The organism is Cupriavidus basilensis, assembly GCF_008801925.2.
In the GTDB taxonomy this organism is placed as follows: domain Bacteria; phylum Pseudomonadota; class Gammaproteobacteria; order Burkholderiales; family Burkholderiaceae; genus Cupriavidus; species Cupriavidus basilensis.
This window is the reverse complement of sequence record NZ_CP062803.1, coordinates 2,022,881-2,048,797: the sequence shown is the minus strand read 5'-3', so window position 1 is coordinate 2,048,797 and position 25,917 is coordinate 2,022,881. Positions and strand designations below refer to the sequence as shown.

The following is a 25,917-nucleotide window of genomic DNA, read 5'->3' as shown; positions in this document are numbered from 1 at the left end:
AGTCGATCAGTGGGAGAGGCCGCGCGCGGGCGCGTCGGCAAGGTCGGTGGCGGTCTCGGGCTGCCCGCCATGGGATAGGCGCCGCGCCGCGTTGTACATATGGGTCTCGGCCGCGTTGCGCGCGGCCAGCGCGTCGCCGGCGCGGATGGCGGCCACGATGGCCTGGTGTTCCTCGCGCACCTGGCGCGAGAAATCCGCCCGGCGTGCCTCGTTGGTACGGGTCACGCGGGTGGCGGTTTCCAGGTACTGGCTCAGGAACGCCAGCGTCTTGAGAAAAAACGGGTTGCCGGTGGCTTCGGCGATGGTCCGGTGAAAGGCCACGTCGGCCGCCACGCCATCGCCGCCGGCGGCCTCCTCGGCGTCGATGCGCGCCAGTGCGGCGTCGATGGCCATCATGCTGGCATCGGTGCGGTCGCGCGCCGCCTGTGCGGCCACCTCGGCCTCGATGGCCCGGCGCAGTTCCACGATATGCAATACCGATTCGAGCGTGGCCACATCGGTGTAGTCGATCCGCAGCGGCCGGATGCCGGCCTGCTCGGTAACGAACACGCCGCTGCCCTGGCGCGATTCCACCACGCCTTCGTGGCGCAGCCGGGCGATGGCTTCGCGGATCACGGTGCGGCTGACGCCGAATTCCTCGGACAGTACCGCCTCCGTGGGCAGCTTGTCGCCACGGCCGAAGGCGCCGCTGTCGATCTTCTCCAGCAGTTGTTCGGCAACGGTGTCTGTCAGGGCTCGGGCCGGGACTTTCTGGAACACGGGAGGTCTCAGGTGATTGGGTAATATGGTCATCATACAAATTATCCGGAAAGAATGCGGATCGGGAATTACCCCTATCCCTTTCCCCATGCGGCGCTGCAGCAATGACCGGCATCGCTTACCCTCGCCGTGGCCGGAGTATCATGACTGCCGCCCCTCTGGCCGTCTTTTCACCGCTTTGCGTCTTGCGCACCGAACCACCATGACAATCACCATCCGCCTCGCCCCCTGGTCCGAAGCCCGCGATACCGCGCGCGCCATCCGCTATGCCGTCTTCGTCGAAGAACAGGGCGTCCCGGTTGAACTGGAGTGGGACGAATGGGATGCGCCAAGCTGGCACGCCCTGGCGCTGGCCGAGGACGGCAGTGCGCTGGCCACAGGCCGCCTGCTGCCGGATGGCCACATTGGCCGCATGGCGGTGCTCAAGCCCGCGCGCGGCAGCGGCGTCGGCGCCATGGTGCTGGATGCGCTGATGGCCAAGGCCGCGGAGCTTGGCTACCCTGAGCTGGTGCTCAATGCGCAGCGCTATGCCGCACCGTTCTATGCGCGTGTGGGCTTCGAGCAGGTCGGCGAGGAATTTGAAGAGGCCGGCATTCCTCACGTGGAAATGCGCAAATTGCTGCGCTGAACGCAACGGGCGGCTTGCCGTCAGGCGCGGGCCTGACGCGCAAACAAGGGCCGCGCCAATAGCGCGCTCGCGCTGGCCGCCAGCCACACGGCCGCCCAGCCATGGTCGGCAGCCATCGCCGGGATCGCCAGCGGCACCAGAAAAAAGCCCGAAAACGCAAAGGTGTTGCCTAGCCCGAGCGCGGTGCCGGCGCGGCTGGCGCCCGCGATCGTCGCCAGCTCGGTGAAGGCCACACCATGCCAGGCCGATGTGCAGATGCCGCCCAGCACCAGGCATGCCATCAGCACCGGCGTCAGTAAGGCGTGCCAGCCCGGCGCGGCGGCACACAGCCAGGTCAGCGCCGCCAGCGTGGCGAACACAAGCAAGGTCAGCAAGCTGCAGGCGCGCATATAGACGCGGCGGTTGCCATGGCGGTCGGTCCAGCGGCCGCTCCACACCCGCATGACGGCGGCGCCTGCCTGCACCGCCGCCACGGCCATGCCCGCCGCGGCAATGCCGATGTGGCTGAAATCGTGCAGGTAGATCGTTCCGAATGTCAGCACAGCCACTTGCGGCACGCACATCAGGCCCATGCCGCACACCAGCCGCCAGACCTGCGCGCTTCTCAGCGGGCCGGGCCCTGCCTTGCCGGCCACGCCGCCTGCGGGCAACGTAGCGCGCGCCGGCTCGGCCGGCGGCTCGTGCATCCAGTGCCAGGCAAAGGCCGCGGTGACGCCGCAGAACGCCGCCAGCGCGCCGTAGACTGCGGCAAAGCCAAAGGACTGCGCCAGCAGCGGCAGCATCAGCGCGCCAATCCCGCCCCCGGCGGGCACCGCGGTCTGGCGGATGCTCATGGCCAGGCCCCGTTCGCCTTCGCGGAACCATGCCATCACGGCGCGGCCGCTGGAGCCGTTGACGCTGCCGCCCAGCAGGCCCAGCCCCAACAGGCCTAGCGCCAGCGCGGCGTTGCCCGGGATATGGACGGGCAGCGGCGCCACGAACACCGCCATCAACGCCAGCCACAGCGCGGTGGCCATCAAGCCGGTCAGCAGCACGCGGCGGTCGCCCCAGCGGTCGGTCAGCAAGCCCCACGGCACTTCGCTCGCCGCAATGCCAAGGCCCATCATGCCCAGGCAAAAACCCAGCTCGCCATCGCTGATCCGGTAGCCGGCGCGCATCAGCACCGCCGTGGTGGGAATGCCCGAGAACGCCGCGGCAAAGCTGGCATTGGCCGCGACGCCGAGGGCCAGCACTTTCCAGCGATGGCCCGGGCCATGGCGTGGGGCGAGGGCTGCGCCGGCGGGGGCAGACGCAGCGGCAAACGGGAGCGGGGCGGGAGCGCGGGGCACGGGATCATCCTTGGGAAACGGCATCTGCAAGCCTTGACGCCCTGATTCTGCCGCCGCAGAATGATCCTGAATATCAGATAATTATTGATCAAGCATCCCACATAACAGGATGGTTTGACATGGCAGCGGTGAACTTCGACCTTGATGTACTGCGCAGCTTCGTCGTCGGCATGGAGCTCGGCAGCTATGCCCGGGCCGCAGACCGGCTTGGCCGCTCCACCTCGGCGGTCAGCGCGCAGCTCAAGAAGCTGGAGGAGCAGGCGGGCACGGCGATCTTTCGCAAGGCCGGGCGGGGACTGGCGCTGACGGAGGCGGGCGAGACCATGCTGGCCTATGCCCGCAGGCTGCTGGAACTCAACGATGAGGCCGCGGCCGCCGTGCACGGCGTGGCGCTGGAAGGCTGGGTGCGGTTCGGCCTGCAGCAGGACTTTGGCGAGGTGCTGCTGCCCGAGGTGCTTGGCCGGTTCGCCCGCGCGCACCCCAAGGTGAAGATCGAGGCACGCGTGGCGCGCAACATCGAGCTGCTGGACAACGTGGCCGCCGGCCGCCTGGACCTGGCGCTGGCGTGGGACGATGGCGTGCGCATGCCGCATGTGGAGCAGGTGGCGATGTTGCCGATGCGCTGGATCGGGCCCGCCGCCGCGCGTGCGCCGTGGCAAGGCGACGGCCCGCTGCCCTTGGTGGCATTCGAGCCGCCATGCCGTTTCCGCTCCGCGGGCACGGCCGCCCTGGACCGCGCCGGCATTGCCTGGCGGGTGGCTTTTAGCAGCGCGAGCCTGGGCGGCCTGTGGGCAGGGGCGGCGGCCGGGCTGGGGCTGACCATCCGCACCGGCATGGGCTTGCCACCTTCCGTGCGGGCCTGGGAACCGGGCGAGGGCGGCCTGCCTGCGTTGCCCTCGCTGGCGCTGGCGCTTTACCGCAAGGATGCCGAGCTGGAGGCACCCGCCACCCGGCTGGCAGGCATCGTGAGCGAGGCGGTTCGGGCTGCATTGCCGGCCAGGCTGGCGGCCGTGGCTTGAGTGGCGCGAAAGCTTGCGGGGCTTGCAGCCTGCCGCCTACGCTGTACCATCGCGGTCTTTGTTTTTGCCGCCGCTTTCGCGTTGATCTTGTCTATGTCTGAAATCCGTTCCCGCCTGCTCCAGGCCCTGGCCGATGCCACGCCCGCCCTAGACCTCGACCGTGCACCGCCGGGCGAACCACCCGCCGGCGAAGACCTGCTCTCGGCATGGTTGCAGCCCTGGCTGGCGGAGCATTGCTTGGTCAAGGTGGACTGGCACGATTTCAGCACGTTGGGCGTGCAGGCGGTGGCGCGCCTCGCCACGCTGCGCGCGGCGGGGGTCTCGGCCATCGACGTCGACGATCTCTATGACGAAGACGGCATTCCGCTAGGTGGCGACGACTTTGATTTCGATATGGAGCCCGCCGCGCTCTACCTGGCGCACGTCAACCGCGAACTGGCGCCGCACGGCATGCAATTGCTGGAGATCGGGCATTTCGAGGATGCATGGCTGCTGGCGGTGCGCAATGACCCCGCCGCGATCCGCGCGCTGAACGTGGCATTGCGCCCGACCGGCTTGGCAGCCCAGCAGTACTGAGCGCGGCCGCCTTAGCGCGGCGCTTGCACCGAGCCGGCGTCGCGGGCAACGCGCAGGTGCCCACGGTAGGACACCTCGCCGGTGCGGCCGTTGGCGTCGAAGCTGCGTTCGCTGAGTTCGAAGCGGCCGTCATGGCGCACGCGCAGCACGGTGCTGGCACGGGTGCCATAGCTGGGTGAGCGGATAAAGGCCGAGGACAGCAGCTTTTCCCACTCCGGGGTCACCCCCGTGCGTGGAAGCTCGGAATCCAGGGCCTGCCGATCGTTGGCCAGCAGGTCGAGATAGGGCTCGATGCTGGCGCCGGCCAGGCCGGTGTCGGCCGCAAGTGTCTCGGCGAGCGCGCCGACGCGGCTGCGCACCTTGGGCCACGGCGTATCCAGCAAGGCGTTGGACAGGCCATAGATGCCGGGCTTGAGGCGTTGCGGATAGGGCGAGGCGCCGCGGTTGCTGTACCACCAGAGCTCGCGCAGGTCGCACGCCAGCAAGTTGAAGCCGTTGTAGGCGCCGGTGCGGGGCACCAGCCCGGACAGATAGGATTGCGGATCGCTGTCGCCACGCAGGAATCCGGCCACCAGCTCACCGCGCGAGCGCGCATCGGTGCGTTTCTCGGACGGGGCGCGGTAATTGGTCAGGGCGGCAAAGCGGCCGTCGCCGGCCAGGCCCATCCAGGTGCCTGGCTCGCCGATCACTTCCGCCATGTCGCGGCCGGCCAGCACCTGGGGGGCGTCTTCCCACCAATGCACGGGCGCCGCCGGGCGGGCATAGAACTCGTCGCGGTTGCCGGCCACCACCAGGGCATAGTCCGGGTGCGATTGCCAGGCCACCAGAATCAAGCACATAGCGCTTCCTTTGCTGCATTCACTGCGGTTGCCGCATTCACGGCATCGACTGCGATTCGATCGTTGGCTTCGTTACCCAGGGACCAAGGCGGCGGGGCCGTTCCACGGCCACCCCCTCAGAGCTGGTCGATATCGACAAAGCGCTCCACCTGGCGCTCGCCGCTGATCCACTGCTGCAGCCCGCTCTGCCGCCACAGCCCGTCGAGCAACTGGTCGAAGGCTGGCGGCACATCGGCGTAGGCTTCCATCCAGGTCTGCATGCCGTCGCGCGCCTCGGGCCTGCGTAAGAGCGTACCACCAATTCCGCTCGCTTCGGCAACGGTCTCCATCCAGCGGTGCCAGTGCGCGATGGCCTCATCGGCACGGGCTTCCGGCACCCGGAAATAGACGTACAGGTGATCGCTCATGGCTATTCCCAGTGTTCCCAGTGTTGCCAGGGGTTCAGGCGGCGTCGCCGAAGGGGACCGCATAGGGCAGCTCGCCCACGCGCACCGGGCTGCCGGCAGCGCTGCCCAGGTGCAGGGCGCCACCCGCCGCATCGATCTTCAGTTCGGCCAGGCCGTCCCAGCCGCCTTGTGGCGAGGCGGCGGCATTGACCACCATGCCGCAGGGTTGCTCAGGATCCTCGGGGCGGAAGATCTCCGTGGCCGCGCCCGGCACTTCGCCTTCTCCATGGATCAGCCACATGCGTCGTTTGAGCGTGCCGCGGTACTGGCTGCGCGCGACGATTTCCTGGCCCGGATAGCAGCCCTTGCGAAAGCTCACGCCGCCGACCAGTTCCAGGTTGATCATCTGAGGCACGAATTGCTCCTGCGTGGCCGCGGCGATGCGCGGCACGCCGGCCTGCACTTCCAGCCAGTCCCACACCACGGCATCCACCGGCACCAGCTGCGCCGACAGCGCAGCCTGGACTTCGTCGGCCTGTTCGGCCGGCAGCACCACCTGCCAGCGCGGCAGCCCGGCGCCGTCGGGCAGCCGGATCACGGTAGCGCTGGCGGCCGCGGCGCTGGCCCAGGGCTCGGCCGGGGCGGGTAGGCCGGCCGCCTGCAGGGCGGCGGCGCCACTGGCACCTGCCACGCCCAGCACGGCGCGGGCCGGCGTGAGGTCGGACAGCTTGGCCTTGGCGCGCAAAACGAACATCGACAGGCGCTTCTGGATAGCGGGCTGCAGGTCGGCGGACAACTGGAGGACGATGCCTTCCTCGTCACGCCACATCAGGAAGCTGGCCAGCAGCCGTCCCTTGGGCGAGCAGTAGCCGGCCAGGCGGGCCGTACCGGCGTCCAGGTCATCCACGGCATTGGTCAGCTGGGTATGCAGGAAACTGCCGGCGTCTTCGCCGGCAACCCTGATCAGGCCCAGGTGCGCGGGTCGGCAGACGACTCCGCTTTGGCGCACGGCTTCGAACTGGGTGGCACGGTCTGGGGCAGGGGCATTCATGGCAGGTATCGCAAGCAAGGGGCGCACAGGCGCGCCGGATGGAAGGTGCAAGGAGCTACAAGCGGCTAAAGGTGCAAGGCTCCCGGTATTATATGAGGCTGTCGCCATTTCAGCCGGGATGCCCATGGTCGACACTGGGTGAACCCGGCTTTGCCGCGGTGCATTGTGCGCCGCTACTTTCTCTTTTACATGAAACGTCTTTTCCTGCGGCTGCTGCTGGTCACCGTGATCTTTTCGATCGCCGCCGCCGGCGCCTTCGCCTGGTGGGCCAATCGCCCGCTCGCGCTGACGGCCTCGCCCATCGAGGTGGTGATCAAGCCCAATTCCAGCGTGGCCAGCGTTGGCCGCCAGATCCAGCGTGGCGGGGTGCAGATGGACCCTCGCCTGTTCGCGCTGCTGGTGCGGCTGACCGGCCATGGCGCCGACCTCAAGGCCGGGGGCTATGAGTTCGACAGCAGCGCCACGCCGCTGTCGGTGATCGGCAAGATCGCCCGGGGCGAGGTCAACCACTATGTGCTGACCGTCATCGAAGGCTGGGAATTCCGCAAGATGCGCGCCGCCGTGGATGCGCATCCGGCGCTCAAGCACGATAGCCGCGGCTTGTCGGACGCGGAACTGATGAAGGCCATCGGTGCGCCGGAGCCGGCACCGGAGGGCCTGTTTTTCCCCGACACCTACCTGTTTGCCCGCGGCAGCAGCGATCTCGAACTGTACAAGCATGCCTACCGCGCCATGCAGCGGCGCCTGACCGACGCCTGGAACGCCAGGTCCCCCGACCTGCCGTACAAGTCGCCCTATGAGGCGCTGATCATGGCCTCGATCGTGGAGAAGGAAACCGGCCAGCAGGCCGAGCGCGCGCTGATTGCGGCCGTGTTCGTCAACCGGCTCAAGAAGGGCATGATGCTGCAGACCGATCCCACGGTGATCTACGGCATGGGCGAGGCGTTCGAGGGCAATATCCGCAAGCGCGACCTGCAGTCCGACACCCCTTACAATACCTACACGCGCAACGGCCTGCCGCCCACCCCGATCGCATTGCCCGGGCTGGCCTCGCTGGCCGCCGCCACCGCGCCGGCCCCGTCCGACGCACTTTATTTCGTGGCGCGCGGCGACGGCAGCAGCCATTTCTCCAACTCGCTTCCAGAACACAACCGCGCGGTAGATAAATACCAGCGCGGCAAATAAGTCTCCCCATGCGCGGAAAATTCATCACATTCGAAGGCATCGACGGTGCCGGCAAGAGCACCCACGTGGAGTGGGTGGCGCAGCGCCTGCGCGCCCGCCTGGCAGGTCACGCTTCGGTCGTCACCACCCGCGAACCCGGCGGCACTCCGCTTGGCGAAGATCTGCGGCAGTTGCTGCTGCACCGCAAGATGCATCTCGAAACCGAGGCCTTGCTGATGTTCGCCGCCCGCCGCGAACATATTGCCGAAGTCATCGAACCCGCGCTGACGCGCGGCGACTGGGTGGTTTCCGATCGCTTCACCGATGCCACCTTTGCCTACCAGGGCGGTGGCCGGGGCCTGCCGCGTGCACGGCTCGAAGTGCTGGAGACCTGGGTGCAGGATGGCCTGCAGCCCGATCTGACGCTGTTGTTCGATGTGCCGCTGGAAACCGCCAGCGCACGCCTGGCCGGCGCACGCGAGCCCGACAAGTTCGAGGCCGAGTCGCGTGCCTTCTTCGAGCGCACGCGGCAGGAATACCTGCGCCGCGCGGCGGAGTCCGCGCAGCGTTTCCGCGTCATCGACGCGACCCGGAGCATTCCCGAGATTCAGGTAGAGCTTGAGAAAGTCCTCGCAACACTTTGAATTGGCTGCAGGATTCGAGAATATGGATAGGGATGGGGCTAGCCGAGCCTGCCGTCCTCTATCTCTTGCGCCACGTGCGCAGATACACGAAGTTTCACCCCTAACTCACTGATCCGCATGCTTTATCCCTGGCAGAAAGAAGACTGGCAACGGCTGAACGCGCTGCGCGAGCGGCTCCCGCATGCCTTGCTCATTCACGGCCAGCAAGGCATCGGCAAACGCGACCTGGCGCTGCATTTTGCCCAGGGACTGCTGTGCGAGACGCCGCGCCCCGACGGGCAGCCTTGCGGCACATGCCCGGCCTGCCACTGGTTCAGCCAGGGCAACCACCCGGACTTCAGCGTGGTGCGCCCGGAGGCCATGGAGGCGACGGACGACGCGCAGACGGATGAAAGCGGCAAGAAGAAGGCGCCCAGCAAGGTCATCCGAATGGAGCAGGTGCGGGCCCTGATCGAAACGGTCGGCATCGGCACGCACCGCGCCGGCTTGCGCCTGGTGGTGGTGTATCCGCTCGACGCCTTGCAGCATGAAGGCGCCAACGCCTTGCTCAAGACGCTGGAGGAGCCGCCGCCATCCACCGTGTTCCTGCTGGTGACCGACCGGCTGGATCGTGTGCTGCCCACCATCCTGTCGCGCTGCCGCCAGTTTTCCGTGCAACGGCCCACGGCCGATGCAGCCATGAGCTGGCTGAGCAGCCAGGGCGTGGGAGACGCCGAGGCGCAGCTGGCGCTGGCCGGCGGCTCCCCGCTGACCGCGCTGCATGCCGCCGAGGCCGAGGAGCAGCCGATGCAGCGCTGGCTGGTAAGCCAGCTTGGCGCGGGCGCCGGCTTCGATGCGCTGGCTGCGGCCGAGCAGGTGCAGAAGCTGCCGGTGCCGTCGGTGCTTGGCATCCTGCAGCGCTGGACGTACGATCTGCTGTCGGCCCGCTTGGCCGCAACGCCTGGGCCGCGTTATTTTCCGCGTGAGCGGGCAGCCCTGGTACGTTGCGCACAGGCAACCGATGCGCACCGGTTGCAGGCGTTCTCCACGCGGCTGGTGGGCCATCGCCGCAGCGAGAACCATCCGCTGGCGGCTCGGCTGGTGATGGAGGCCGTGTTTCTGGAATACCGGCAGTTGTTTCAGTAAGCCCAAGACGTTGAACAAATCCAATATGGCCTGAAGGCCAACAGTCAGTAACAAGGGGTCAGTCATGAATACAGAGGTGACAGGGGCACGGGGCGCCAGCGTTCCCGGAGCCGCAGGCATGGCCGCCGCCGGCGGTATCGGGGCGCCGACGGTCCCGGGTGCAGCTTCCCGGCCCAACGTGCTTTCGCTGTCGATCAAGGACCAGGCGGGCCTCTATGCGGCCTACATGCCGTTCCTGCACCGCGGCGGCATCTTTGTCCCGAGCAACCGGCCCTTCCGGCTGGGCGAGCAGGTCTTCCTCGTGCTTTCGCTGGTGGACCGGCCGCAGAAGTACCAGATTGCCGGCCACGTGGCATGGATTACCCCGGTCGGCACGCCCAACAAGACGCCCGGCATCGGGATTCACCTGCCGGATGACGACAACGGCCGCAACCTGCGCCGCGCGGTGGAAGAGATCCTGGGCAAGACCATTGAGTCCGGTCGGCCCAGCCAGACGTTATAACTGACGTCAGCTTTGTGGCTTAAGTGTTTGATATGGTTGATTTTTACCAAGTTTTGTAGCCCGTCCGAGAAGAAATTCAACAATGAGTGATTCCGCCTTTACCGTGCGGCCCGCGCTGCAGCGTGACCTGGCCAACATCGTCGCCATCTACAACAGCACCGTCGCTTCACGCATGGTCACTGCGGACACCGAGCCCGTGGCGGTGGAATCGCGCCAGGCCTGGTTCGATGAGCATCAGCCGGAGCGGCGTCCGCTGTGGGTGGCCGAGGACGGTGAAGGGCGCATGGCCGGGTGGCTCAGTTATTCCGATTTCTACGGACGGCCGGCCTACGGCGCCACCGCCGAAGTCTCGATCTACCTGGACGCCACCCGCCGCGGGCAGGGCCTGGGGCGCTACCTGCTGCAGCGGGCCATCGCGCATGCGCCGCAGATCGGGGTCAATACGCTGTTGGGCTTTATCTTTGGCCATAACGCGCCCAGCCTGGCCCTGTTCGCCTCGCTGGGCTTCGAGCGCTGGGGCAACCTGCCGCGCGTGGCTGTGCTCGATGGGGTCGAGCGTGACCTGGTCATCCTCGGGCGGCACCTGACCAAGCCAGCCGAGTAAGAGCGGCCGGGAGCCAGGCGCCGCCACGCAGTGGGCACGCGGGCTCGCTGGCACGAACGGCTACAATGGCGGGTGGCGCCGCCCGCGGCGGCGTCTCTATCCGGAAACCGCCCCAATGTTTGTCGATTCCCACTGCCATCTAGATTTCCCCGACCTGGCCGCGCGCCTGCCCGAATTGCTGGAGAACATGCGCGCCAACCAGGTGTCGCATGCCCTGTGCATCTCGGTCACGCTGGAAGATTTTCCGCGCGTGCTGGCACTCGCCGAGCAGCATCCGCACCTGTACGCCACCGTCGGGGTACATCCCGACTATGAGGAGGGCGAGGAACCCACGCTGGAGCGCCTGCTAACGCTGTCGGCGCATCCGCGGGTGGTCGGTACCGGCGAGACCGGGCTCGACTACTACCGGCTCGAAGGCCGCAGCATCGCGGACATGGAATGGCAGCGGGAGCGTTTCCGCACCCATATCCGCGCGGCGCGGCAGACCGGCAAGCCCCTGATCATCCATACCCGTTCGTCCGCAGAAGACACCTTGCGCGTGATGCGCGAGGAAAGCGCGGGCGAAGCCGGCGGGGTGATGCATTGCTTCACCGAGAACTGGGAGGTCGCCCGGCAATCGCTGGAAGAGGGCTTCCACATCTCGTTCTCCGGCATCGTCACCTTCAAGAATGCGGTGGAGTTGCAGGAAACGGCGCGCAAGATCCCGCTGGACCGCATGCTGATCGAGACCGATTCGCCGTACCTGGCACCCGTGCCGTACCGCGGCAAGACCAACCAGCCAGCATGGGTACGCCACGTGGGTGAGTTCATCGCCAACCTGCGCGGCATGCCGGTTGAGGCGCTCGCGGAACATACGTCGGATAATTTCTTCCGTCTTTTCAAGCATATAGATAGGAAATCTCATGTTTAACATGAATGCTATCCGACGCCTCGTCGCCGTTGCGGCCATGCTGGTGGGCGCCGCGGCCTGGGCCGGGCCTGTGGACGATATGCGCCATGCGGTGGAGTTCGATGACGTCAAGGCCGCCCAGAAGTTGCTGGCGCGCGGGGTCGATCCCAACCTGGTGGATGCCAAGGGCAATCCCATGCTGGTGGTGGCATTGCGCGAGAAGTCGCTGAAGGTGGCGGAGGCGCTGATCCGCGCCAAGGACATCGATTTCGACAAGACCAATGCGGCCGGTGAGACGCCGCTGATGATGGCCAGCCTGCAGAACGAACTGGACCTGGTCAAGCTGATGGTCGACCAGATGGAGGTCGAGATCAACAAGACCGGCTGGACGCCGCTGCATTACGCCGCGACCAATGGCAACAACGATATCGTCAAGTTCCTGGTCGACCACGCCGCCTATATCGACGCGGAAAGCCCCAATGGCACCACGCCGCTGATGATGGCGGCGCGCGGCGGGCATATCGAGACGGTCAAGTTGCTGCTGGACGAAGGCGCCGACATGCGCCTGAAGAACCAGCAGGGCATGACCGTGATCGATTTTGCCGAGCGCTATCACCAGAAGGAGATTGCGGAGGGGCTGAAGTCGCGCTGGCAGAAGTTGTATCCGCAGACGCCGATAAGCGCTCAGCCTCCGCAAAAGGGCTGGAACTGACTGAATGAAAACGCGCCGGGCCAAAACCCGGCGCGTTTTTGCCTGGTTTCTGCTCAGGCGTCGTCGGCCAGGCGCACGCCGGTGAACTGCCAGCGCTGGTGCGGGTAGAAGAAGTTGCGGTAGCTGGCGCGGATATGCGGCTCCGGCGTGACGCAGGAGCCGCCGCGCAGCACCATCTGGCTGCACATGAACTTGCCGTTGTATTCCCCAACCGCCCCGGCGCTGGGCCGGAAGCCCGGGTAGGGCTGGAAGGGGCTGGCAGTCCATTCCCACACGTCGCCGAACATCTGCCGCAGCACGCCGGAGGTATTCTGGCGATCGGGCAGCGGCCGCAGCACGCGTCCCTCGACAAAATTCCCGGTAGCGGGCAGGTTGCGCGCGGCGTGCTCCCATTCCGCCTCGGTTGGCAGGCGGCGCTCGGCCCAGCGGGCAAAGGCATCGGCCTCATAGAAGCTGATATGTGTGACCGGGCTATCCGGATCCACCGGCTGCATGCCGCGCAGGCTCATTTGCCACCAGGTGCCTTCGCGCTCCTCCCAGTACAGCGGTGCCTCGATGCCGTGCTCGCACACCCAGCGCCATCCATCCGACAGCCACAGTCCGGCAGTCCGGTAGGCGCCATCCTCGATAAATTCAAACCACTGGTGATTGGTGACCGGGTGCGAGGACAACTGGTAGGGCTGCAGGAGCACGTTGTGCCGCGGGCCCTCGCAATCGAAGGCAAAGCCGTCGCGGTCATGGCCGATGGCGACCACGCCACCGGCAAAGCGGATCCACTCCGCCGCCGGGCGCGGATCGGCGATCACGGGCGCCAGCAGCTCCGGCGCGAAGGCCGGCTTCAGCGGGTTTTGCGCGAACAGATGCAGGATATCGGTCAGCAGCAGTTCCTGGTGCTGTTGCTCGTGGTTCAGGCCAAGCTCGATCAGCGCCGCCTCGGCATCGGTCTGCGCGCTGGTCAGCAGTCCGAGCATGGTTTCGTCGACCGCCTCGCGGTAAGCCAGGATCTCGTCGAGCGACGGCCGCGACAGCAGGCCGCGGCGCGGCCGCGGGTGGCGGGCGCCGACGGCTTCGTAATAGGAGTTGAACAGGTAGCGATACTGCGGATCAACCGGCTCGTAGTCCGGGATACGCGCCGTCAGCACGAATTCCTCGAAGAACCAGGTGGTATGCGCCAGGTGCCATTTGGCGGGGCTGGCGTCGTCCATGGATTGCACCGTGGCATCGGCGTCGGTGAGGTCGGCGACCATAGCTTCGGTAGCCGCGCGCACGTGGCGGTACTGGGACAGCAGGGCTGGCTCGTGCGGAGGATGCACGGCGCTGGCAGGCAGCAGGGCAGAGGACATGCGGGCTCCCGGATCGGACTATGCATCTGCCACGGATGCCGCTTTGGGCGGCAGCTGGCCGTGGCGTGTGGATTGCGGACAGGTTCCGACCCAGGCCTGCACAACAAGGCCGCGCGGGCTTCCCCCTGGATGGACATGCACCGAAACCGCTCAGGCGTTCGGAACCATCATAGACCCGATCGCGCGGTGGGCATAGCCGGCTCGCGCCTGCAAGAATCCGTGGCAGGGCGCAGCGCTGCAAGGTGCGCGGGCTGAAACGCAGAAATGCAAAACGCCCGCCGGCATGGCTGCGGGCGGGCGCTTTGCGCTGGGCTGGGCGGCGCGAGGCCGCCGTGCCGGGATCAGGCTGCCAGGGCTGCCACGGCGCCGTTGGCGGCAACCAGGCTGGCTTCGCGGGCTTCGGGGCCCATTGCCAGGCCGTGGGCGCGCACGTAGGTGATGTCGGTGATGCCCAGGAAGCGGAACACCACGTCCACGGTCTGCTCATGCAGGTCCAGGGCGTTGGCGTCCTGGCGCACGCCGCCACGCGACGACACCACGATCACGCGCTTGCCGCCGGCCAGGCCGACCGGGCCGGTCTCGGTGTACTTGAAGGTGCGGCCAGCCTGGGCGATGCGGTCGATCCAGGACTTGAGCTGGCTGGGGATGCCGAAGTTGTATTGCGGCACACCGACGACCAGCACGTCGGCTTCGAGGAATTCCTTGAGGAAGGCTTCGGTGCGTTGCAGCTCGCTTTCCTGCACGGCGTTGAGGCCATCCTTCGGGCCGCCCAGCACGGGCAGCAGCGCGCCGGACAGGTGCGCCGGGGCGTCCTGGTCCAGGTCGCGCACGGTCAGGGTGGCTTCAGGGTGCTTGGCGCGCAGGTCGGCAACCACCTTGGCGGTCAGGCTGCGGGAAGCGGAATGGTCGCCAAGTACGCTCGAGTCGATTTGCAAGATCTTCATGTTCATCTCCACTGGGGTTCGGGTTGGATGGATGAAAGATAGCGGTCTGATATTGATGCCGGTAGTGGGGCAAAATAGAACTTATTGTTCCAGGCGCAGAACGCAGGCGGGCTGCTACCCTGGCACGCTCCTACCGCCAAGGATGACCCATGCAAGACCTGAACGATCTTTCGCTGTTTGCCCAGGTGGTCCAGCACGGCAGTTTTTCGGCTGCGAGCCGCGCCAGCGGCGTGCCGAAGTCCCGGCTCAGCCGTCGCATTGCCCAGCTGGAGCGCGACCTCGGGGTGCAATTGTTGCGCCGGACCACCCGGCAGGTGCGCGTGACGCCCATCGGCGAGGCCTACTACGAGCGCTGCCGCGCCATGCTGGCCGAGGCTGAAGCGGCGCGTGAAGTGATCGAGCAGGCTCGCGACCAACCCGGCGGCACCTTGCGCGTGAGCTGCCCCGTGGCGATCGCCCAAAGCCTGCTGGCACCCGCCATCGGGCATTTCATGCAGGCCAATCCCGGTGTGCGCATCGAACTGGAAGCCACCAACCGCCGCGTGGACGTGATTGCCGAAGGCTTCGACCTGGCGCTGCGGGTGCGCGAGGTGATGGACGACTCGTCGCTGGTGGTGCGCACCTACGGCGAGAGCCCACTCATGCTGGTAGCCAGCCCGGCGCTGCTGGACAGCATCGGCCGCCCACGCACGCCCGAGGCGCTGGACGGCATGCCGGGCGTCAACCAGAAGCCGCACGACGGCAAGCACGTCTGGACGCTGACCTGCAATACCGGGCAGTCGATCCACGTGCCGTACGATCCGCGTCTTGTCACCGACGAATTCGCCTTGCTGCGCGCGGCCGCCATCGCGGGCGTGGGCGTGGCGATGCTGCCGCGCATGTTCTGCCGCGACGCCATCGAGAGCGGGGAACTGGAGGTGCTGCTGCCGCAGTGGATCATGCCGGTCGGGACGTTGCACGCGGTCTTTCCCTCGCGCAAGGGCATGCCGCCGGCGCTGCGGCGCTTCCTGGACTTCCTTGCCGACATCCTGCCCGAGACGGCCTGCAAGGCGGGCATGCAGCCGCCGCGCCAGCCGGGCATGCACCGGCCCGTCGGCCAGATCTGAGACGCGTCCGCGCAACTTGTGCCTTTACCTTCACCGCGCGGCGCACTAAGGTAAATATGCGTGCCGCGCGTGGAGCCAAAGGCGCTTCGGCTGCGGACGGCGCATTCTTGCTTTCGTTTGCTGATCCGGACAAGGAGTGACGACCATGAGTGGTTCTCAGCCATCGCAGGACCTGGGCAAGGCGGTACTGCGCATTGTGCTCGGCGTGCTGATCTTGCTGCACGGGATCTCCAAGCTTATCGCCGGGCCGGGGTTCGTGACGCAGGTGGTGACGCAGGCCGGCCTGCCCGTGGTGCTGGCCTATGGTGTCTACATCGGGGAAGTGGTGGCGCCGGTGCTGCTGATCCTTGGCTTATGGACCCGGGTCGCCGCGCTGATCGTCGCAGTCAACATGCTGGTGGCGGTGGGCCTCGTCCATATGAAGCAGCTAGGCATGATGGCCGACACCGGCGGATGGGCGCTGGAATTGCAAGCGATGTTCCTGGCCGGCGCCCTCGCGGTAGCGCTGCTGGGCGCGGGGCGCCTGAGCGTGGGCGGCATCAACGGCAAGTGGAACTAGCGTAGCTGCCGCTCGGATGCGTCCTGAGGGTGTCCTCAGGGCGTCCTCAGGGCGTCCAGCGGCCCAGCGTTTCGGCCACGAACATGTCGGGCGGCAGCGCGGGGGACCACAGGTAGCCCTGGCCAAGGTCGCAGCCAAGGGCTTGCAGCGCGTCGCGCTGCGCGGGGGTCTCGATGCCCTCGGCCACACATTCCAGCTTGAGGTCTCGCGCGAGGTTGATGACGTTGCGGCAGATCGCCGCGCGCTGGCTGTCGCCGGGCACCGCCACCACGAACGAGCGGTCGAGCTTGATCTGGGTGAAGGGCAGGTCCGCCAGCAGCTTGAGGGTGGCAATGCCGATCCCGAAATCGTCGATGGCCACGCCGTAGCCTAGCAGGCGCAGGCGGTTCAGCGCGATCGACAGGGCACGGGTGTCGCAGACCGGGTAGCCCTCGGTCAATTCGATATTCAGCAACTGGCGCGGCATGCCGCTGGCTTCCACCATGGCGTCGAAGGCGTCGAGCACGCCGGGCCGGCACAGCGTCTGCGCGGATGCATTGATGCTCAGCGGGATACGCACGCCGCGCGCCAGCAACTGGCGCTGCACCGACAGGCATTGCTGGCCCGCCAGATGGAAGATGGCATCGGCTTCGCCCAGCGCCTCGAGCCTTGGGATGAAGAGGTCGGGCCGGATCAGGCCCATGGTCGGATGGCGCCAGCGGCAAAGCGCTTCCGCTCCGGCCAGCGCGCCGGTGCTGATCCTGAACTGCGGTTGCAGCAGGATGAAGATGGCGCCGGGCGTGCGCACCGCGGCCAGCAGCTCGCGGTCATCCGGCTGGCTTGGCGCTGTCGCCGGGGCTGCGCTGGTGAGGTCACGCTCCAGCGCATCCTGCAGGATTTCTTCCAGCACCACCGCCGAGATCGGTTTGCGCACCGCGCGCACGTGGGCGAGCCCAACCGAATCGGCCAGGCTCACATGGGAATCGATGATGTCGTCCTGCAGCGCGGACACCCATACCCACAGGGGTTGGGCGCCGGCGAAGGCGTGGTCCTTGCGCCGGGTCAGCTCGTCCATCATGCCGGGCCCGTTGAGCCCTGGCATCTCGATGTCGCAGAGCACGAGGTCGACCTTGCGCGCGGCAAGCAGGTCCAGCGCAATGCGGCCGTCCGCGGCGCAATGTACATCGCTGACGCCCAGCTGTGTCAGCAACTGTTCCGCCGCCAGCAACTGGAACGGGTGGTCATCGACCACCAGGGCGGACAGTCCGGCGTAGCGCGTCTGCATGGTTGGCTCGGGATTGGGTCGATGGAAATCGGCCGGTGAGAACGGGCAGCGTGGATTCGAGGCAGGCTTCGTCCATAGTAGCGCACATGCCGCGCGGTGGGCACGCCTTTGCGCAGGCAGATACCGACGCCGGCGCACAGGGTTCGCGCGGCGGGGGAGGGTGCCAGACGCCGCAAAGCGGGCGATATTCCGTTGCGCGTGCCATGTTGGGCGGAAACGCCGCGCCCAGACCCGCTACAATCGTCGCCCGAGGTATTTGATGATGGCGTTTCGATAATGGGTTTTGGCTGGTTCGGATTTTCGACCTTGTGGCTTGTGCCGCTGGTGTGGCGCCAGGTGGCGCGCCTGCTCGCCGGCGAGCGCCGGTTCTTCAGTGGACGCGGCACGCTGCGGGTATGGTTTGGCACGTTGATCGTACTGTGCGCAAGCGCGTCGCTCGAAGCGCTGACCGGCGCGGCGGGCGAGGGCGGCATGGCAGGCAGCACGTCAGGTGGCAGCGCCGGGCGCGCGCTGGGCACCCTGGTTTCCGGCATGCTCGGCTGGAGCGCCAGCCTGCTGGTGATGCTGGGCGTGCTGGCCCTGGCCGCGCCGATGGTGTTCGGCGAAACCTGGCGTAGCCTGTTCCTGCGCAAGCCCAGCTTGCCGGAGCCGGACGAGGCCGAGCTGGCGCCCCAGCGCCCGCCCGCCCGCGCCGCGCGCGAACCGGACAGCTGGGAGACCACCCACCTCGGCGCCACGCACACCGCCGTGCCGGGCTCGACCGACTATGTGCCGCGCCACAAGGGCATCGAAGCCGTATCGGCGCGGCGCCAGCCGGTCTGGCAGCCGCCGGCGCGCACCCGCAATTCGCCGCCGCAGCCGGGCGAGATCTGGCTGCAGCAGGCCGGGCCGCCGGGCGCCGCCAAGCCGGAGGCCCCTGCGCCCGCATCGCCACCGCCTGCAGCCAAGGCGCCCGCCAGGCCGGCGCCGCTGCGCACCCCAAGCCAGCCGCAAGCGACTAGCCCGGCAGCCGCGCGCTCTGCGTCCGTCGCTGCTGCTGGTGCCGCGGCGGCGGTGCAGGCCCGAACAGCCAGTCCTGCCCCGGCTGCGGCTGCACGCGCGACCGTGGCCAGCAGCCCGGTGCGCCAGCCGCAGATGAGCGCACGCTCGGCCATCACGACACTGCCGCAAGCCAATGTGCGACCCAATGCGCAACACAGTGCGCAACCCGCCCAGCCCGCTGCAAAGAGCGGGACGACAGCTGCCGCGGTGCGGCCGGTTGTCACGCCGGTTGTCATGCCGGTCGCGCAGGACGACGATGCGCGCAAGCACCGGAGCGAACAGGTTGCCACCGTGCCGGCGGCGCCGGCAGAACCTGGAGAGCTGTCCGGCCAGACGCGGGAAACGCAAGTGCTGGAGGCCGAGGCAGCCCCCGCCGTGGCGCCCGCCGAGCCCCAGCCTGTGGCGGTGCTGTCCACCGAGGACATTGCTATTCCCGCCGCTGCAACCGCTGGCGCCCCGCAGAATGCGCAGCCGCGCGCGGAATCCGCCGGCGAAGGCGCGACGCCCTCCGTGACGCTGGATGCGCTCCGCCTGGAAGCCGAGGCGCTGATGGCGGAGCTGAGCGCACTGGCCAGCGCCTGGAAGTCGACACGGCCTGCTGCTCCGGCGGCCGACGCGCAGCCGGAGCCGCAAGCCGCTCCTGCAATCGCCGCTGTTGTCGCCGAGGCAGACACCGATGTTGTCACCGGTGCCGCAAGCGAGGTAGCAGCGCCGGTCGTGGCTGAAGCCTCGATCGAAAGCCCGGCCGAAGCAATCACCGAAACAACAGCCGAAGCAACAGCCGAAGCCGGCGACGAAGGCGTTGCCGAACTCTCCGCCGTGGATACCGAAGCAGCTGGCCCGGCCGAGCCCGAGGCGGTTGCCTTGCCAGAGGTTGTCCTGGCGCCCGAGGTGGACGAACCGGCAATGCTCCAGGAGCCGGAAGGCGCCGCTGAGCCGGCCGCGCGGGCCGGAGTAGAGCCGGGAGCAGACCCGGAAGTAGAAGCACAGGCCGCAAATATCCTGTTCGTTCAGGATGCCGAAGCTGACCTGAGGCCCGCAGGCGACCCCGAACCTGAAGCCGAACCTGAAGCCGACTCTCAAGAAGCCACGGAAGAGATCGCCGAAGGCGTTCTCGATGCCAACCTGCTGGTCGAGCACGGCAGCGAGGTTGGCGCTGCCAGCCCCGCGCCTGCGATCGAAGACGCGCCGGCTCCGCTGCCCGAAGCACGGCCAGCTACGCCGCCCGCGCCCAAGCCGCGTATCGTGCTTCCGGCCGTGGTCGGCAAGGTGGTAGCGCTGAATGCGCCGGTAGCCGCCGCACCCACCGTATCCGCGGCACCCGCTGCCAGCGCCGTGCCAGCATCGCAAGTCATTGCCGTCACGCTGCCGCCGTCCCGTATTTCGGACTACCGTTTGCCAGACCTGGCCCTGCTGGAAACCGCCACGGCGGACATCCAGCAGGTGACCGACGAGCAGTTGCAGGAAACCGGCAACCTGATCGCGCAGCGCCTGGCGGAGTTCAAGGTGCCGGTGTCGGTGGTTGGCGCCTCTGCCGGCCCGGTCATCACGCGCTTCGAGGTCGATCCCGCCATGGGCGTGCGCGGTGCGCAGGTGGTCGGGCTGATGAAGGACCTGGCGCGGGCGCTGGGTGTGACCTCGATCCGCGTGGTCGAGACCATTCCCGGCAAGACCTGCATGGGGCTGGAGCTGCCGAACGCGCGGCGCCAGATGATCCGCCTGTCCGAGATCGTGGCCGCCTCATCGTTTCTCGCGCACAACTCGCACCTGGTGCTGGCGATGGGCAAGGACATCACCGGCAAGCCGGTGGTGACCGATCTCGCGCGCGCGCCGCACCTGCTGGTGGCCGGCACCACCGGCTCGGGCAAGTCCGTGGCGGTCAACGCCATGATCCTGTCCTTGCTGTACAAGGCCACGCCGGACGATGTGCGCCTGATCATGATCGACCCCAAGATGCTGGAGCTGTCGGTCTACGAAGGCATCCCGCACCTGCTGTCGCCGGTGGTGACCGACATGAAGCAGGCCGCGCACGCGCTGAACTGGTGCGTGGGCGAAATGGAAAAGCGCTACCGCCTGATGTCGGCGCTGGGCGTGCGCAACCTGGCTGGCTTCAACCAGAAGATCCGCGCCGCCGAGGCCGCGGGCGAGCACGTGCCCAATCCGTTCTCGCTCACGCCCGATGCGCCCGAGCCGCTACGCGCGCTGCCGTTCATCGTGGTGGTGATCGATGAGCTGGCCGACCTGATGATGGTGGCTGGCAAGAAGATCGAAGAACTGATCGCACGGCTGGCGCAAAAGGCCCGCGCCGCAGGCATCCACCTGATCCTGGCCACGCAGCGCCCGTCGGTGGATGTGATCACCGGCCTGATCAAGGCCAACATCCCGACCCGGGTGGCTTTCCAGGTCTCGTCCAAGATCGACTCGCGCACCATCCTTGACCAGATGGGCGCCGAGAGCCTGCTGGGACAGGGCGACATGCTGTTCCTGCCACCGGGCACCGGCTATCCGCAACGTGTGCACGGCGCCTTTGTGGCCGATGACGAAGTGCACCGCGTGGTGGAACACTGGAAGCAGTTCGGCGAGCCCGACTACGACGAGGCCATCCTCGCGGGCGATCCCGCCGAGGCCGCAGCGTCGGACCTGTTCGGCGAAGGTGGTGGCGATGTGGAGGCCGACCCGCTATACGACGAAGCGGCCTCCTTTGTGCTGACCAGCCGGCGGGCCTCGATTTCCGCCGTGCAACGCCAGTTGCGCATTGGCTACAACCGTGCGGCGCGCCTGATCGAGCAGATGGAAGTGGCGGGACTGGTCTCGCCGATGGGCCGCAACGGCGCGCGCGATGTGCTTGCGCCGGGCTCGGGCGATTGACGTGGGCGGCAGGCGTGCCGCCTAACCGGAGACGACGATGGATGCCAAGGGCAAGCCGCCGCCTGTGCCACAGGGCAACCTGCTGGCACAGGTGCCGGTCGACCGGACTGCCGAGCGCTTCGAAGCCTTGCTGGAGCGGCCCGGCCTGAAGATCGAGCGCATCGTCTCGAATGGCCAGGCCAGCCCAGAGGGCTTCTGGTACGACAGCGCGCAGGACGAATGGGTGCTGCTGGTCAGCGGCAGCGCAGGCCTGCACCTGGATGGCGAGGCCGAGCCGCGCACGCTCGCGCCAGGCGACTACCTGCATCTGCCGGCGCATTGCCGGCATCGCGTGGCGTGGACGGATGCCGCCCAGTCTACGGTCTGGCTCGCGGTGCATTGCGAGCCGGCCGCGCAGGGCTGACCAGCGTCAGCGCCCTGCGTTAACTCTCCACAGCCGGAAACACCGGCTCCCCCAGATTCAGCATCAACCGGTTCGCCCACGCAAAGATGGCGATCGAGTGGATCAGGTCGAGAATTTCGGCATCGCTCACGCCCACCTCGCGCAGCGCGCGCAAGGTATCGGCATTTACCGCATCCGGCCGCTCGGTCAGCGCGATCGAGAACTTCGAGATCGCCTGCTCGCGCGCGGTGGTGCCCGCGGTATGCGGGTCCTCGAACACCTGCGTGATCACATCGTTGCGCTTGGCCAGTTGCTCGAAGCGCTGGGCATGCACCGACGCGCAGTACACGCAGCCGTTGATGCGCGACACCACCGTGCTGGCCAGCTCACGCTCGGCGCGCGCCATGCCGCCGGGAGCGTACATGATGGCGTTGAAGGCAGTGGAGCGCTGGCGCAGGATTTCGGGCTGATGCACCAGGAACAGGTAGTAGTCCGATACCTTGGCCTTGGGATGGCTTTCTTCCAGCACCGCGATCTGCTCGGGCGTGGCCTGGTCCACCTGGACCACGTCCAGCCAGGCTTTCCAGTCGAGCACTTCGTTGGTGAAGCCGTTTGCCTTGATGGGTGCGCTCATGCTGCGGCCTCCTGGGATTGCAGGGTGTTCAGGGCCTTCAGGGCCTTAAGGCCGGCCACCAGGCGCACCTGGTAGGACAGGAAGGCGATCAGCTGCGCCAGCGTCACCACCTCGGGCGTGGCCAGGCCGGCGGCGGGCAGGGCCTTGAGGGCGGCTTCGTCGCCCGCTACCGGGTTCTCGATCAGCGTGCGGGTGAAGGCGAGCATGGCACGCAGGCGCGGATCGGCCAGAGAATCCGGATTGCCTTGCCCGGCCACGGTGACCAGGGCGGCATCGGCGCCGGCTTGCGCCAGGCGCGCGCTGTAGTGCGCAACCAGTTCCGGTGCGGGCGTAAGGCGCGCGGCGTACAGCGCCACCAGCAGGCGCTCGGTCAGCGGCAGGCCGGGCAGGGCGGGATCGAACAGCGCGTCATAGCTGCCTTGCGTGGCGGCGGCGACCTTCTCGCGCTGATGGCGCAGGGCGTGGGTGGCCGAGCCGGCGGCGAGGCCGGCTACGTTGTCCACCACGTCGGCGGTGGCTGGATTGGCTTGGGTCATGATGGGGTCCTCGGTCTTGACTCAGTAATTTTGTTGTTCGGCAACTCAGGCTTGGCCAGCGTGGCGCGCTACGGCGCGCGCCAGGAAATCGCGCACGCCGATCCACGATTGCTCGTCCGCCACGGCATTGGCCGCCGCGGTGCCGCCCGTGGTGCTGATGCGTCTGGATACCGGATGCGCATAGACCATCTGCGTGGTCGGCACATACGGGAAGAGGATGGCGTGGCCGGCTTGCTCGAAATCAAGGTGCCTGACGTCGTGCGCATGCCCCGCTTCGGCCAGCTTGTCCACCACCATGCGCGCATACAGGCTGGAAGGCCAGGAGCCGTCGTCGGTTCCCGACAACAGCATCACCGGCCCGCGGATCGCCTCCACGCAGATGCGGGCGCGCGCCACCGCGTCGGGGTCTTGCAGCGCGGTCAGGATGGCGCGTTCATGCCGGTGGGGTGCCGGGCCCTCGTCAAAGGGCGCCCAGCTTGCCGTGCGGTTGTTTTCCCACACATGCGGCAGCGGCTTGCCGTGGTGCAGCCAGGCGGGGCCTTCGCGGCCGATGGCGGGATCGGCGGCGTTCTGGGCGCTGTGCACCACCGCGCCGGGTACGTAGCCGATCACAGCCGAGACCAGCTCGGGGAAGGTTGCGCCCAGCAGCAGCACAAGCTCGCCGCTGCGCGACTGGCCCGACAGCGCGATGAAGCCGCGCGCAGGCCGGACGTGCTCGCGGATCCAGTGCAGGCCGCGCTCGAAGTATTCCAGCGGCGTGTTGGAGATGTAGTCCGATAGCCCCGGCGCCTTGAAGTATGCCAATGCCAGCGCGGCATACCCGCGCGAGGCGTAGAGCGCGGCGCGCGGTTCGTTGATGCCGCCGCCCGAGCCGTTGAGCACCATCACCGCCGGATGCGGGCCGGGGCCCGCGGGCAGGTAAAGCGTGCCGACCAGCCCGTCCTCGCGCACTTCCCGGCGGGTCACGCCGGCAGCCGCCAGGCGCTGCACCAGTTCGCCGCGTGCTTGCGCGCCATCGGTCCGCACCGTGATCTCGGTCACGAGCGCCCGGGTGGCATCCGCATGGAACTGCTCGCGGCTGTCGCTATCGACCGGGCGCTGGGACCACAGCAGGCCCATCGGGCTCACGCCCGTGTAGCTGCCCGACAGCGGCGCGTCGCGCTCCAGGTCCACGGTGCCGGCGGCGTCCGCCGCGAACGTGGCTTCGCTGGCCCAGGCGAGCTCCCGGCCCCGCAGCGTGCGCGTGGCGATGGCAATGGTTTCGCCGGGACGCAGTCCCGACACGGAAATCCGCCGCGCGACGTCGATCAGGTCGTCGGCCGGGGTGATATGAAGCTGTGCCATGTTTGCCCCGCCTTACTTGCCGTCGCGCGTGACCATCATCGCCGCGGTGCGGTCGCTGGTCATCGGCGCCACCTTCAGGCCCTTCCTGGCGGCCCAGATGTTCTGGTAGTGGTAGAGCGGCAGCACGCCCACGTCGTCCGACACCAGCTTGACCGAGCGGCGCAGGATGGCCTCGCGCTTGGGCACATCGAACTCGGCGGTGGATTCGTCCAGGGCCTTGTCCACGGCCGGGTTGCTGTAGTGGCCCCAGTTGGAGGCGCCCAGGCCTTTCTTGGCATCCACGGTGGCCAGCACGTTGACCAGCGCATAGCTGGCCTCGCCGGTGCCGTTGCCCCAGGCCAGCATGCTGACCGCGTATTCGTTCTTGTTGGCGCGGCCAGAGTAGACCGACCAGGGCACCACTTCCACCTGGGTCTTGACGCCGATGCGGGTCCAGAACTGGGCAACCGCCTGCGCGGTCTCCGGGCCTTGCGGATAGCGGTCGTTGGGTGCATGGATGGTCAGCTTGAAGCCATCCTTGAACCCGGCCTCGGCCAGCAGCTTCCTGGCTTGCTCCGGATCAAAGGGGATGTCCTTGACCTCCGGGTTGTAGCCGAAGGTGTTTTTCGGCATCCACTGGTTGGCTACGCTGGCGGTGTTCTGCAGGATGCGGCCCACCACCGCCTGCCGGTTGATGGAGAGCGACAGGGCGCGGCGCACACGTACGTCCAGCAGCGGGTTCTTGTCCAGCGGCTTGCCGGCGTTGTCAGTGATGTACGGATTGGGGCCGGGCTTGAAGCTCGGCTGCAGCAGCATCACGCGCAGGCCGGCATAGGGAAACACGCTGATATTGGGCGATTGCTTGAGCTTGGCCAGGTCCGACACCGAGACTTTGTCGATCACATCGACGTCGCCGGACAACAGCGCGGCGGTGCGCGCCGGGCCGTTGTTGATGTAGCGGTAGCTGACTTGCTGCCAGGCCGGCTTGCCGCCCCAGTAGCCATCATTGCGCGCCATCATCACACGATCGCCCGGCGTGTAGGAGATGAACTTGTACGGACCGGTGCCGACCATGGCGCGGCCGCTGTTGTAGTCCTCGGTGCTGGACTTCTCGCCGACGTGCTTGCTGACGATATGGATCGAGGCCAGGTTCAGGGGCAGGTCCGGGTTCGGGATATTGGTCTTGATGACCAGGGTGTACGGATCCTTGGCATTCATCGACTCGATGGTGCGCAGGTAGCCCGCGTACGACGCCACGCTGCCCGGCACATTGCGCGCGCGCTGGTAGGAGAAGATCACGTCCTCCGCGCCGAAAGGCTTGCCGTCCTGCCACTTCACGTCGCGGCGCAGCTTGAACTCCCAGGTCTTGTCATCCAGCGCTTTCCACGACAGGGCCAGCCCCGGCTGCAGCTTGTTGTCCTTGTTCTCGATCAGCAGGTCCCAGAAATGCAGGTCGACGGAGCGGTCGCCCGCATGGTTGTTGAGCTGCGGGTCCAGCGAAGAAAGCGGATCGGCAAAAGCAATCGACAGGGACTGCGCGCAGGCCGCGCCGGCGCAGAGCATGGCGGCAACGGCGGCGCTGATCGAGAGGGACAGCAGGCGTTTCATGGGCAGGTTTCCTCGGGGCGTGAGAAGGGTTGAGAGATGTGGCGCACATTGGCCAACAGTTAGCCAATAGTTAGCCAACGGAT

At 67.5% G+C, this 25,917-nt stretch carries 24 protein-coding genes and 1 pseudogene; 14 read left to right on the top strand and 11 right to left on the bottom strand.

The features are described 5' to 3' along the window. Window positions 1–6 precede the first annotated feature (6 nt). Entirely contained in the window at window positions 7–759 is a 753-nt protein-coding gene (locus F7R26_RS09270; RefSeq protein WP_150990371.1) for a FadR/GntR family transcriptional regulator, read from the bottom strand. Between the two features lie 202 nt (window positions 760–961). Between F7R26_RS09270 and F7R26_RS09265 the strand changes: the two genes are divergently transcribed. Next, the gene (locus F7R26_RS09265; protein ID WP_150990372.1) at window positions 962–1,387 is read left to right on the top strand and encodes a GNAT family N-acetyltransferase; all 426 of its coding nucleotides are present in this window, start codon (window positions 962–964) and stop codon (window positions 1,385–1,387) included. A gap of 20 nt (window positions 1,388–1,407) precedes the next feature. Here F7R26_RS09265 and F7R26_RS09260 read toward each other — a convergent pair whose 3' ends face one another. After that, window positions 1,408–2,715, bottom strand: a complete 1,308-nt coding sequence (locus tag F7R26_RS09260) for an MFS transporter (protein WP_416351315.1) — start codon at window positions 2,713–2,715, stop codon at window positions 1,408–1,410. A 119-nt stretch (window positions 2,716–2,834) separates the two neighbouring features. On the opposite strand from F7R26_RS09260, the gene F7R26_RS09255 reads away from it, so the two are divergent. Next, window positions 2,835–3,734 (top strand): LysR substrate-binding domain-containing protein, encoded by a 900-nt coding sequence (locus F7R26_RS09255; RefSeq protein ID WP_150990376.1) that lies wholly within the window; start codon window positions 2,835–2,837, stop codon window positions 3,732–3,734. 93 nt (window positions 3,735–3,827) lie between these two features. Next, on the top strand, window positions 3,828–4,310 hold the full coding sequence (locus F7R26_RS09250) for a hypothetical protein (protein WP_150990379.1): 483 nt from the start codon (window positions 3,828–3,830) through the stop codon (window positions 4,308–4,310). An 11-nt stretch (window positions 4,311–4,321) separates the two neighbouring features. Here F7R26_RS09250 and F7R26_RS09245 read toward each other — a convergent pair whose 3' ends face one another. The 3 genes from F7R26_RS09245 to ygfZ form a co-directional block, all read right to left on the bottom strand. After that, on the bottom strand, window positions 4,322–5,149 hold the full coding sequence (locus F7R26_RS09245) for an NRDE family protein (RefSeq protein WP_150990381.1): 828 nt from the start codon (window positions 5,147–5,149) through the stop codon (window positions 4,322–4,324). Window positions 5,150–5,265: 116 nt separating this feature from the next. After that, entirely contained in the window at window positions 5,266–5,556 is a 291-nt protein-coding gene (locus F7R26_RS09240; RefSeq protein WP_150990383.1) for a DUF4936 family protein, read from the bottom strand. Between the two features lie 34 nt (window positions 5,557–5,590). Beyond that, window positions 5,591–6,586 (bottom strand): CAF17-like 4Fe-4S cluster assembly/insertion protein YgfZ, encoded by a 996-nt coding sequence (gene ygfZ, locus F7R26_RS09235; RefSeq protein WP_193692146.1) that lies wholly within the window; start codon window positions 6,584–6,586, stop codon window positions 5,591–5,593. A gap of 189 nt (window positions 6,587–6,775) precedes the next feature. Between ygfZ and mltG the strand changes: the two genes are divergently transcribed. The 7 genes from mltG to F7R26_RS09200 all read left to right on the top strand — a co-directional run bounded on the left by mltG (window position 6,776) and on the right by F7R26_RS09200 (window position 12,226). Further along, entirely contained in the window at window positions 6,776–7,771 is a 996-nt protein-coding gene (gene mltG, locus F7R26_RS09230) for an endolytic transglycosylase MltG (protein WP_150993246.1), read from the top strand. Between the two features lie 8 nt (window positions 7,772–7,779). Continuing rightward, entirely contained in the window at window positions 7,780–8,394 is a 615-nt protein-coding gene (gene tmk / locus F7R26_RS09225; RefSeq protein WP_150993248.1) for a dTMP kinase, read from the top strand. A 117-nt stretch (window positions 8,395–8,511) separates the two neighbouring features. After that, the gene (locus F7R26_RS09220; RefSeq protein ID WP_150993250.1) at window positions 8,512–9,519 is read left to right on the top strand and encodes a DNA polymerase III subunit delta'; all 1,008 of its coding nucleotides are present in this window, start codon (window positions 8,512–8,514) and stop codon (window positions 9,517–9,519) included. 64 nt (window positions 9,520–9,583) lie between these two features. Further along, window positions 9,584–10,021 (top strand): PilZ domain-containing protein, encoded by a 438-nt coding sequence (locus F7R26_RS09215; protein WP_370565957.1) that lies wholly within the window; start codon window positions 9,584–9,586, stop codon window positions 10,019–10,021. An 82-nt stretch (window positions 10,022–10,103) separates the two neighbouring features. Beyond that, window positions 10,104–10,625 carry a GNAT family N-acetyltransferase gene (locus F7R26_RS09210; protein WP_150993252.1) on the top strand — a complete coding sequence of 174 codons (522 nt, stop codon included), beginning with the start codon at window positions 10,104–10,106 and terminating at the stop codon, window positions 10,623–10,625. Between the two features lie 115 nt (window positions 10,626–10,740). After that, a complete protein-coding gene (locus tag F7R26_RS09205; RefSeq protein WP_150993254.1) occupies window positions 10,741–11,535 on the top strand; it encodes a TatD family hydrolase in 795 nt (264 codons plus the stop codon). Then, window positions 11,528–12,226 (top strand): ankyrin repeat domain-containing protein, encoded by a 699-nt coding sequence (locus tag F7R26_RS09200; RefSeq protein WP_416351314.1) that lies wholly within the window; start codon window positions 11,528–11,530, stop codon window positions 12,224–12,226. The genes F7R26_RS09205 and F7R26_RS09200 overlap by 8 nt, the downstream gene beginning before the upstream one ends. Window positions 12,227–12,279: 53 nt before the next feature. Here the strand turns inward: F7R26_RS09200 and egtB are convergent, their stop codons facing one another. Together egtB and F7R26_RS09190 are read right to left on the bottom strand one after the other, a co-directional pair. Further along, a complete protein-coding gene (gene egtB, locus F7R26_RS09195) occupies window positions 12,280–13,569 on the bottom strand; it encodes an ergothioneine biosynthesis protein EgtB (protein ID WP_150993258.1) in 1,290 nt (429 codons plus the stop codon). Window positions 13,570–13,910: 341 nt separating this feature from the next. Continuing rightward, on the bottom strand, window positions 13,911–14,513 hold the full coding sequence (locus tag F7R26_RS09190) for an FMN-dependent NADH-azoreductase (RefSeq protein ID WP_150993260.1): 603 nt from the start codon (window positions 14,511–14,513) through the stop codon (window positions 13,911–13,913). A 149-nt stretch (window positions 14,514–14,662) separates the two neighbouring features. Here F7R26_RS09190 and F7R26_RS09185 point away from each other — a divergent pair, with 149 nt between their 5' ends. Then, entirely contained in the window at window positions 14,663–15,619 is a 957-nt protein-coding gene (locus F7R26_RS09185; RefSeq protein ID WP_150993262.1) for a LysR family transcriptional regulator, read from the top strand. Between the two features lie 145 nt (window positions 15,620–15,764). Next, window positions 15,765–16,178 carry a DoxX family protein gene (locus tag F7R26_RS09180; RefSeq protein WP_150993264.1) on the top strand — a complete coding sequence of 138 codons (414 nt, stop codon included), beginning with the start codon at window positions 15,765–15,767 and terminating at the stop codon, window positions 16,176–16,178. Between the two features lie 46 nt (window positions 16,179–16,224). Here F7R26_RS09180 and F7R26_RS09175 read toward each other — a convergent pair whose 3' ends face one another. Then, window positions 16,225–17,442, bottom strand: a complete 1,218-nt coding sequence (locus tag F7R26_RS09175; protein ID WP_150993266.1) for an EAL domain-containing response regulator — start codon at window positions 17,440–17,442, stop codon at window positions 16,225–16,227. A 276-nt stretch (window positions 17,443–17,718) separates the two neighbouring features. Here F7R26_RS09175 and F7R26_RS41425 point away from each other — a divergent pair, with 276 nt between their 5' ends. Both F7R26_RS41425 and F7R26_RS09165 read left to right on the top strand, forming a co-directional pair. Further along, complete coding sequence (locus F7R26_RS41425; RefSeq protein WP_193692145.1) at window positions 17,719–21,351, top strand: DNA translocase FtsK; 3,633 nt, start codon at window positions 17,719–17,721, stop codon at window positions 21,349–21,351. A 37-nt stretch (window positions 21,352–21,388) separates the two neighbouring features. Further along, a complete protein-coding gene (locus F7R26_RS09165; protein ID WP_150990240.1) occupies window positions 21,389–21,754 on the top strand; it encodes a cupin domain-containing protein in 366 nt (121 codons plus the stop codon). A gap of 19 nt (window positions 21,755–21,773) precedes the next feature. Here the strand turns inward: F7R26_RS09165 and F7R26_RS41710 are convergent. The 3 genes and pseudogenes from F7R26_RS41710 to F7R26_RS09145 all read right to left on the bottom strand — a co-directional run bounded on the left by F7R26_RS41710 (window position 21,774) and on the right by F7R26_RS09145 (window position 25,834). Further along, window positions 21,774–22,903, bottom strand: a pseudogene (locus tag F7R26_RS41710) (CMD domain protein). A 45-nt stretch (window positions 22,904–22,948) separates the two neighbouring features. Next, window positions 22,949–24,247, bottom strand: a complete 1,299-nt coding sequence (locus F7R26_RS09150) for an acyl-CoA thioesterase/BAAT N-terminal domain-containing protein (RefSeq protein WP_150990232.1) — start codon at window positions 24,245–24,247, stop codon at window positions 22,949–22,951. A gap of 12 nt (window positions 24,248–24,259) precedes the next feature. Then, window positions 24,260–25,834 (bottom strand): ABC transporter substrate-binding protein, encoded by a 1,575-nt coding sequence (locus F7R26_RS09145; RefSeq protein ID WP_150990230.1) that lies wholly within the window; start codon window positions 25,832–25,834, stop codon window positions 24,260–24,262. Window positions 25,835–25,917 lie beyond the last annotated feature (83 nt).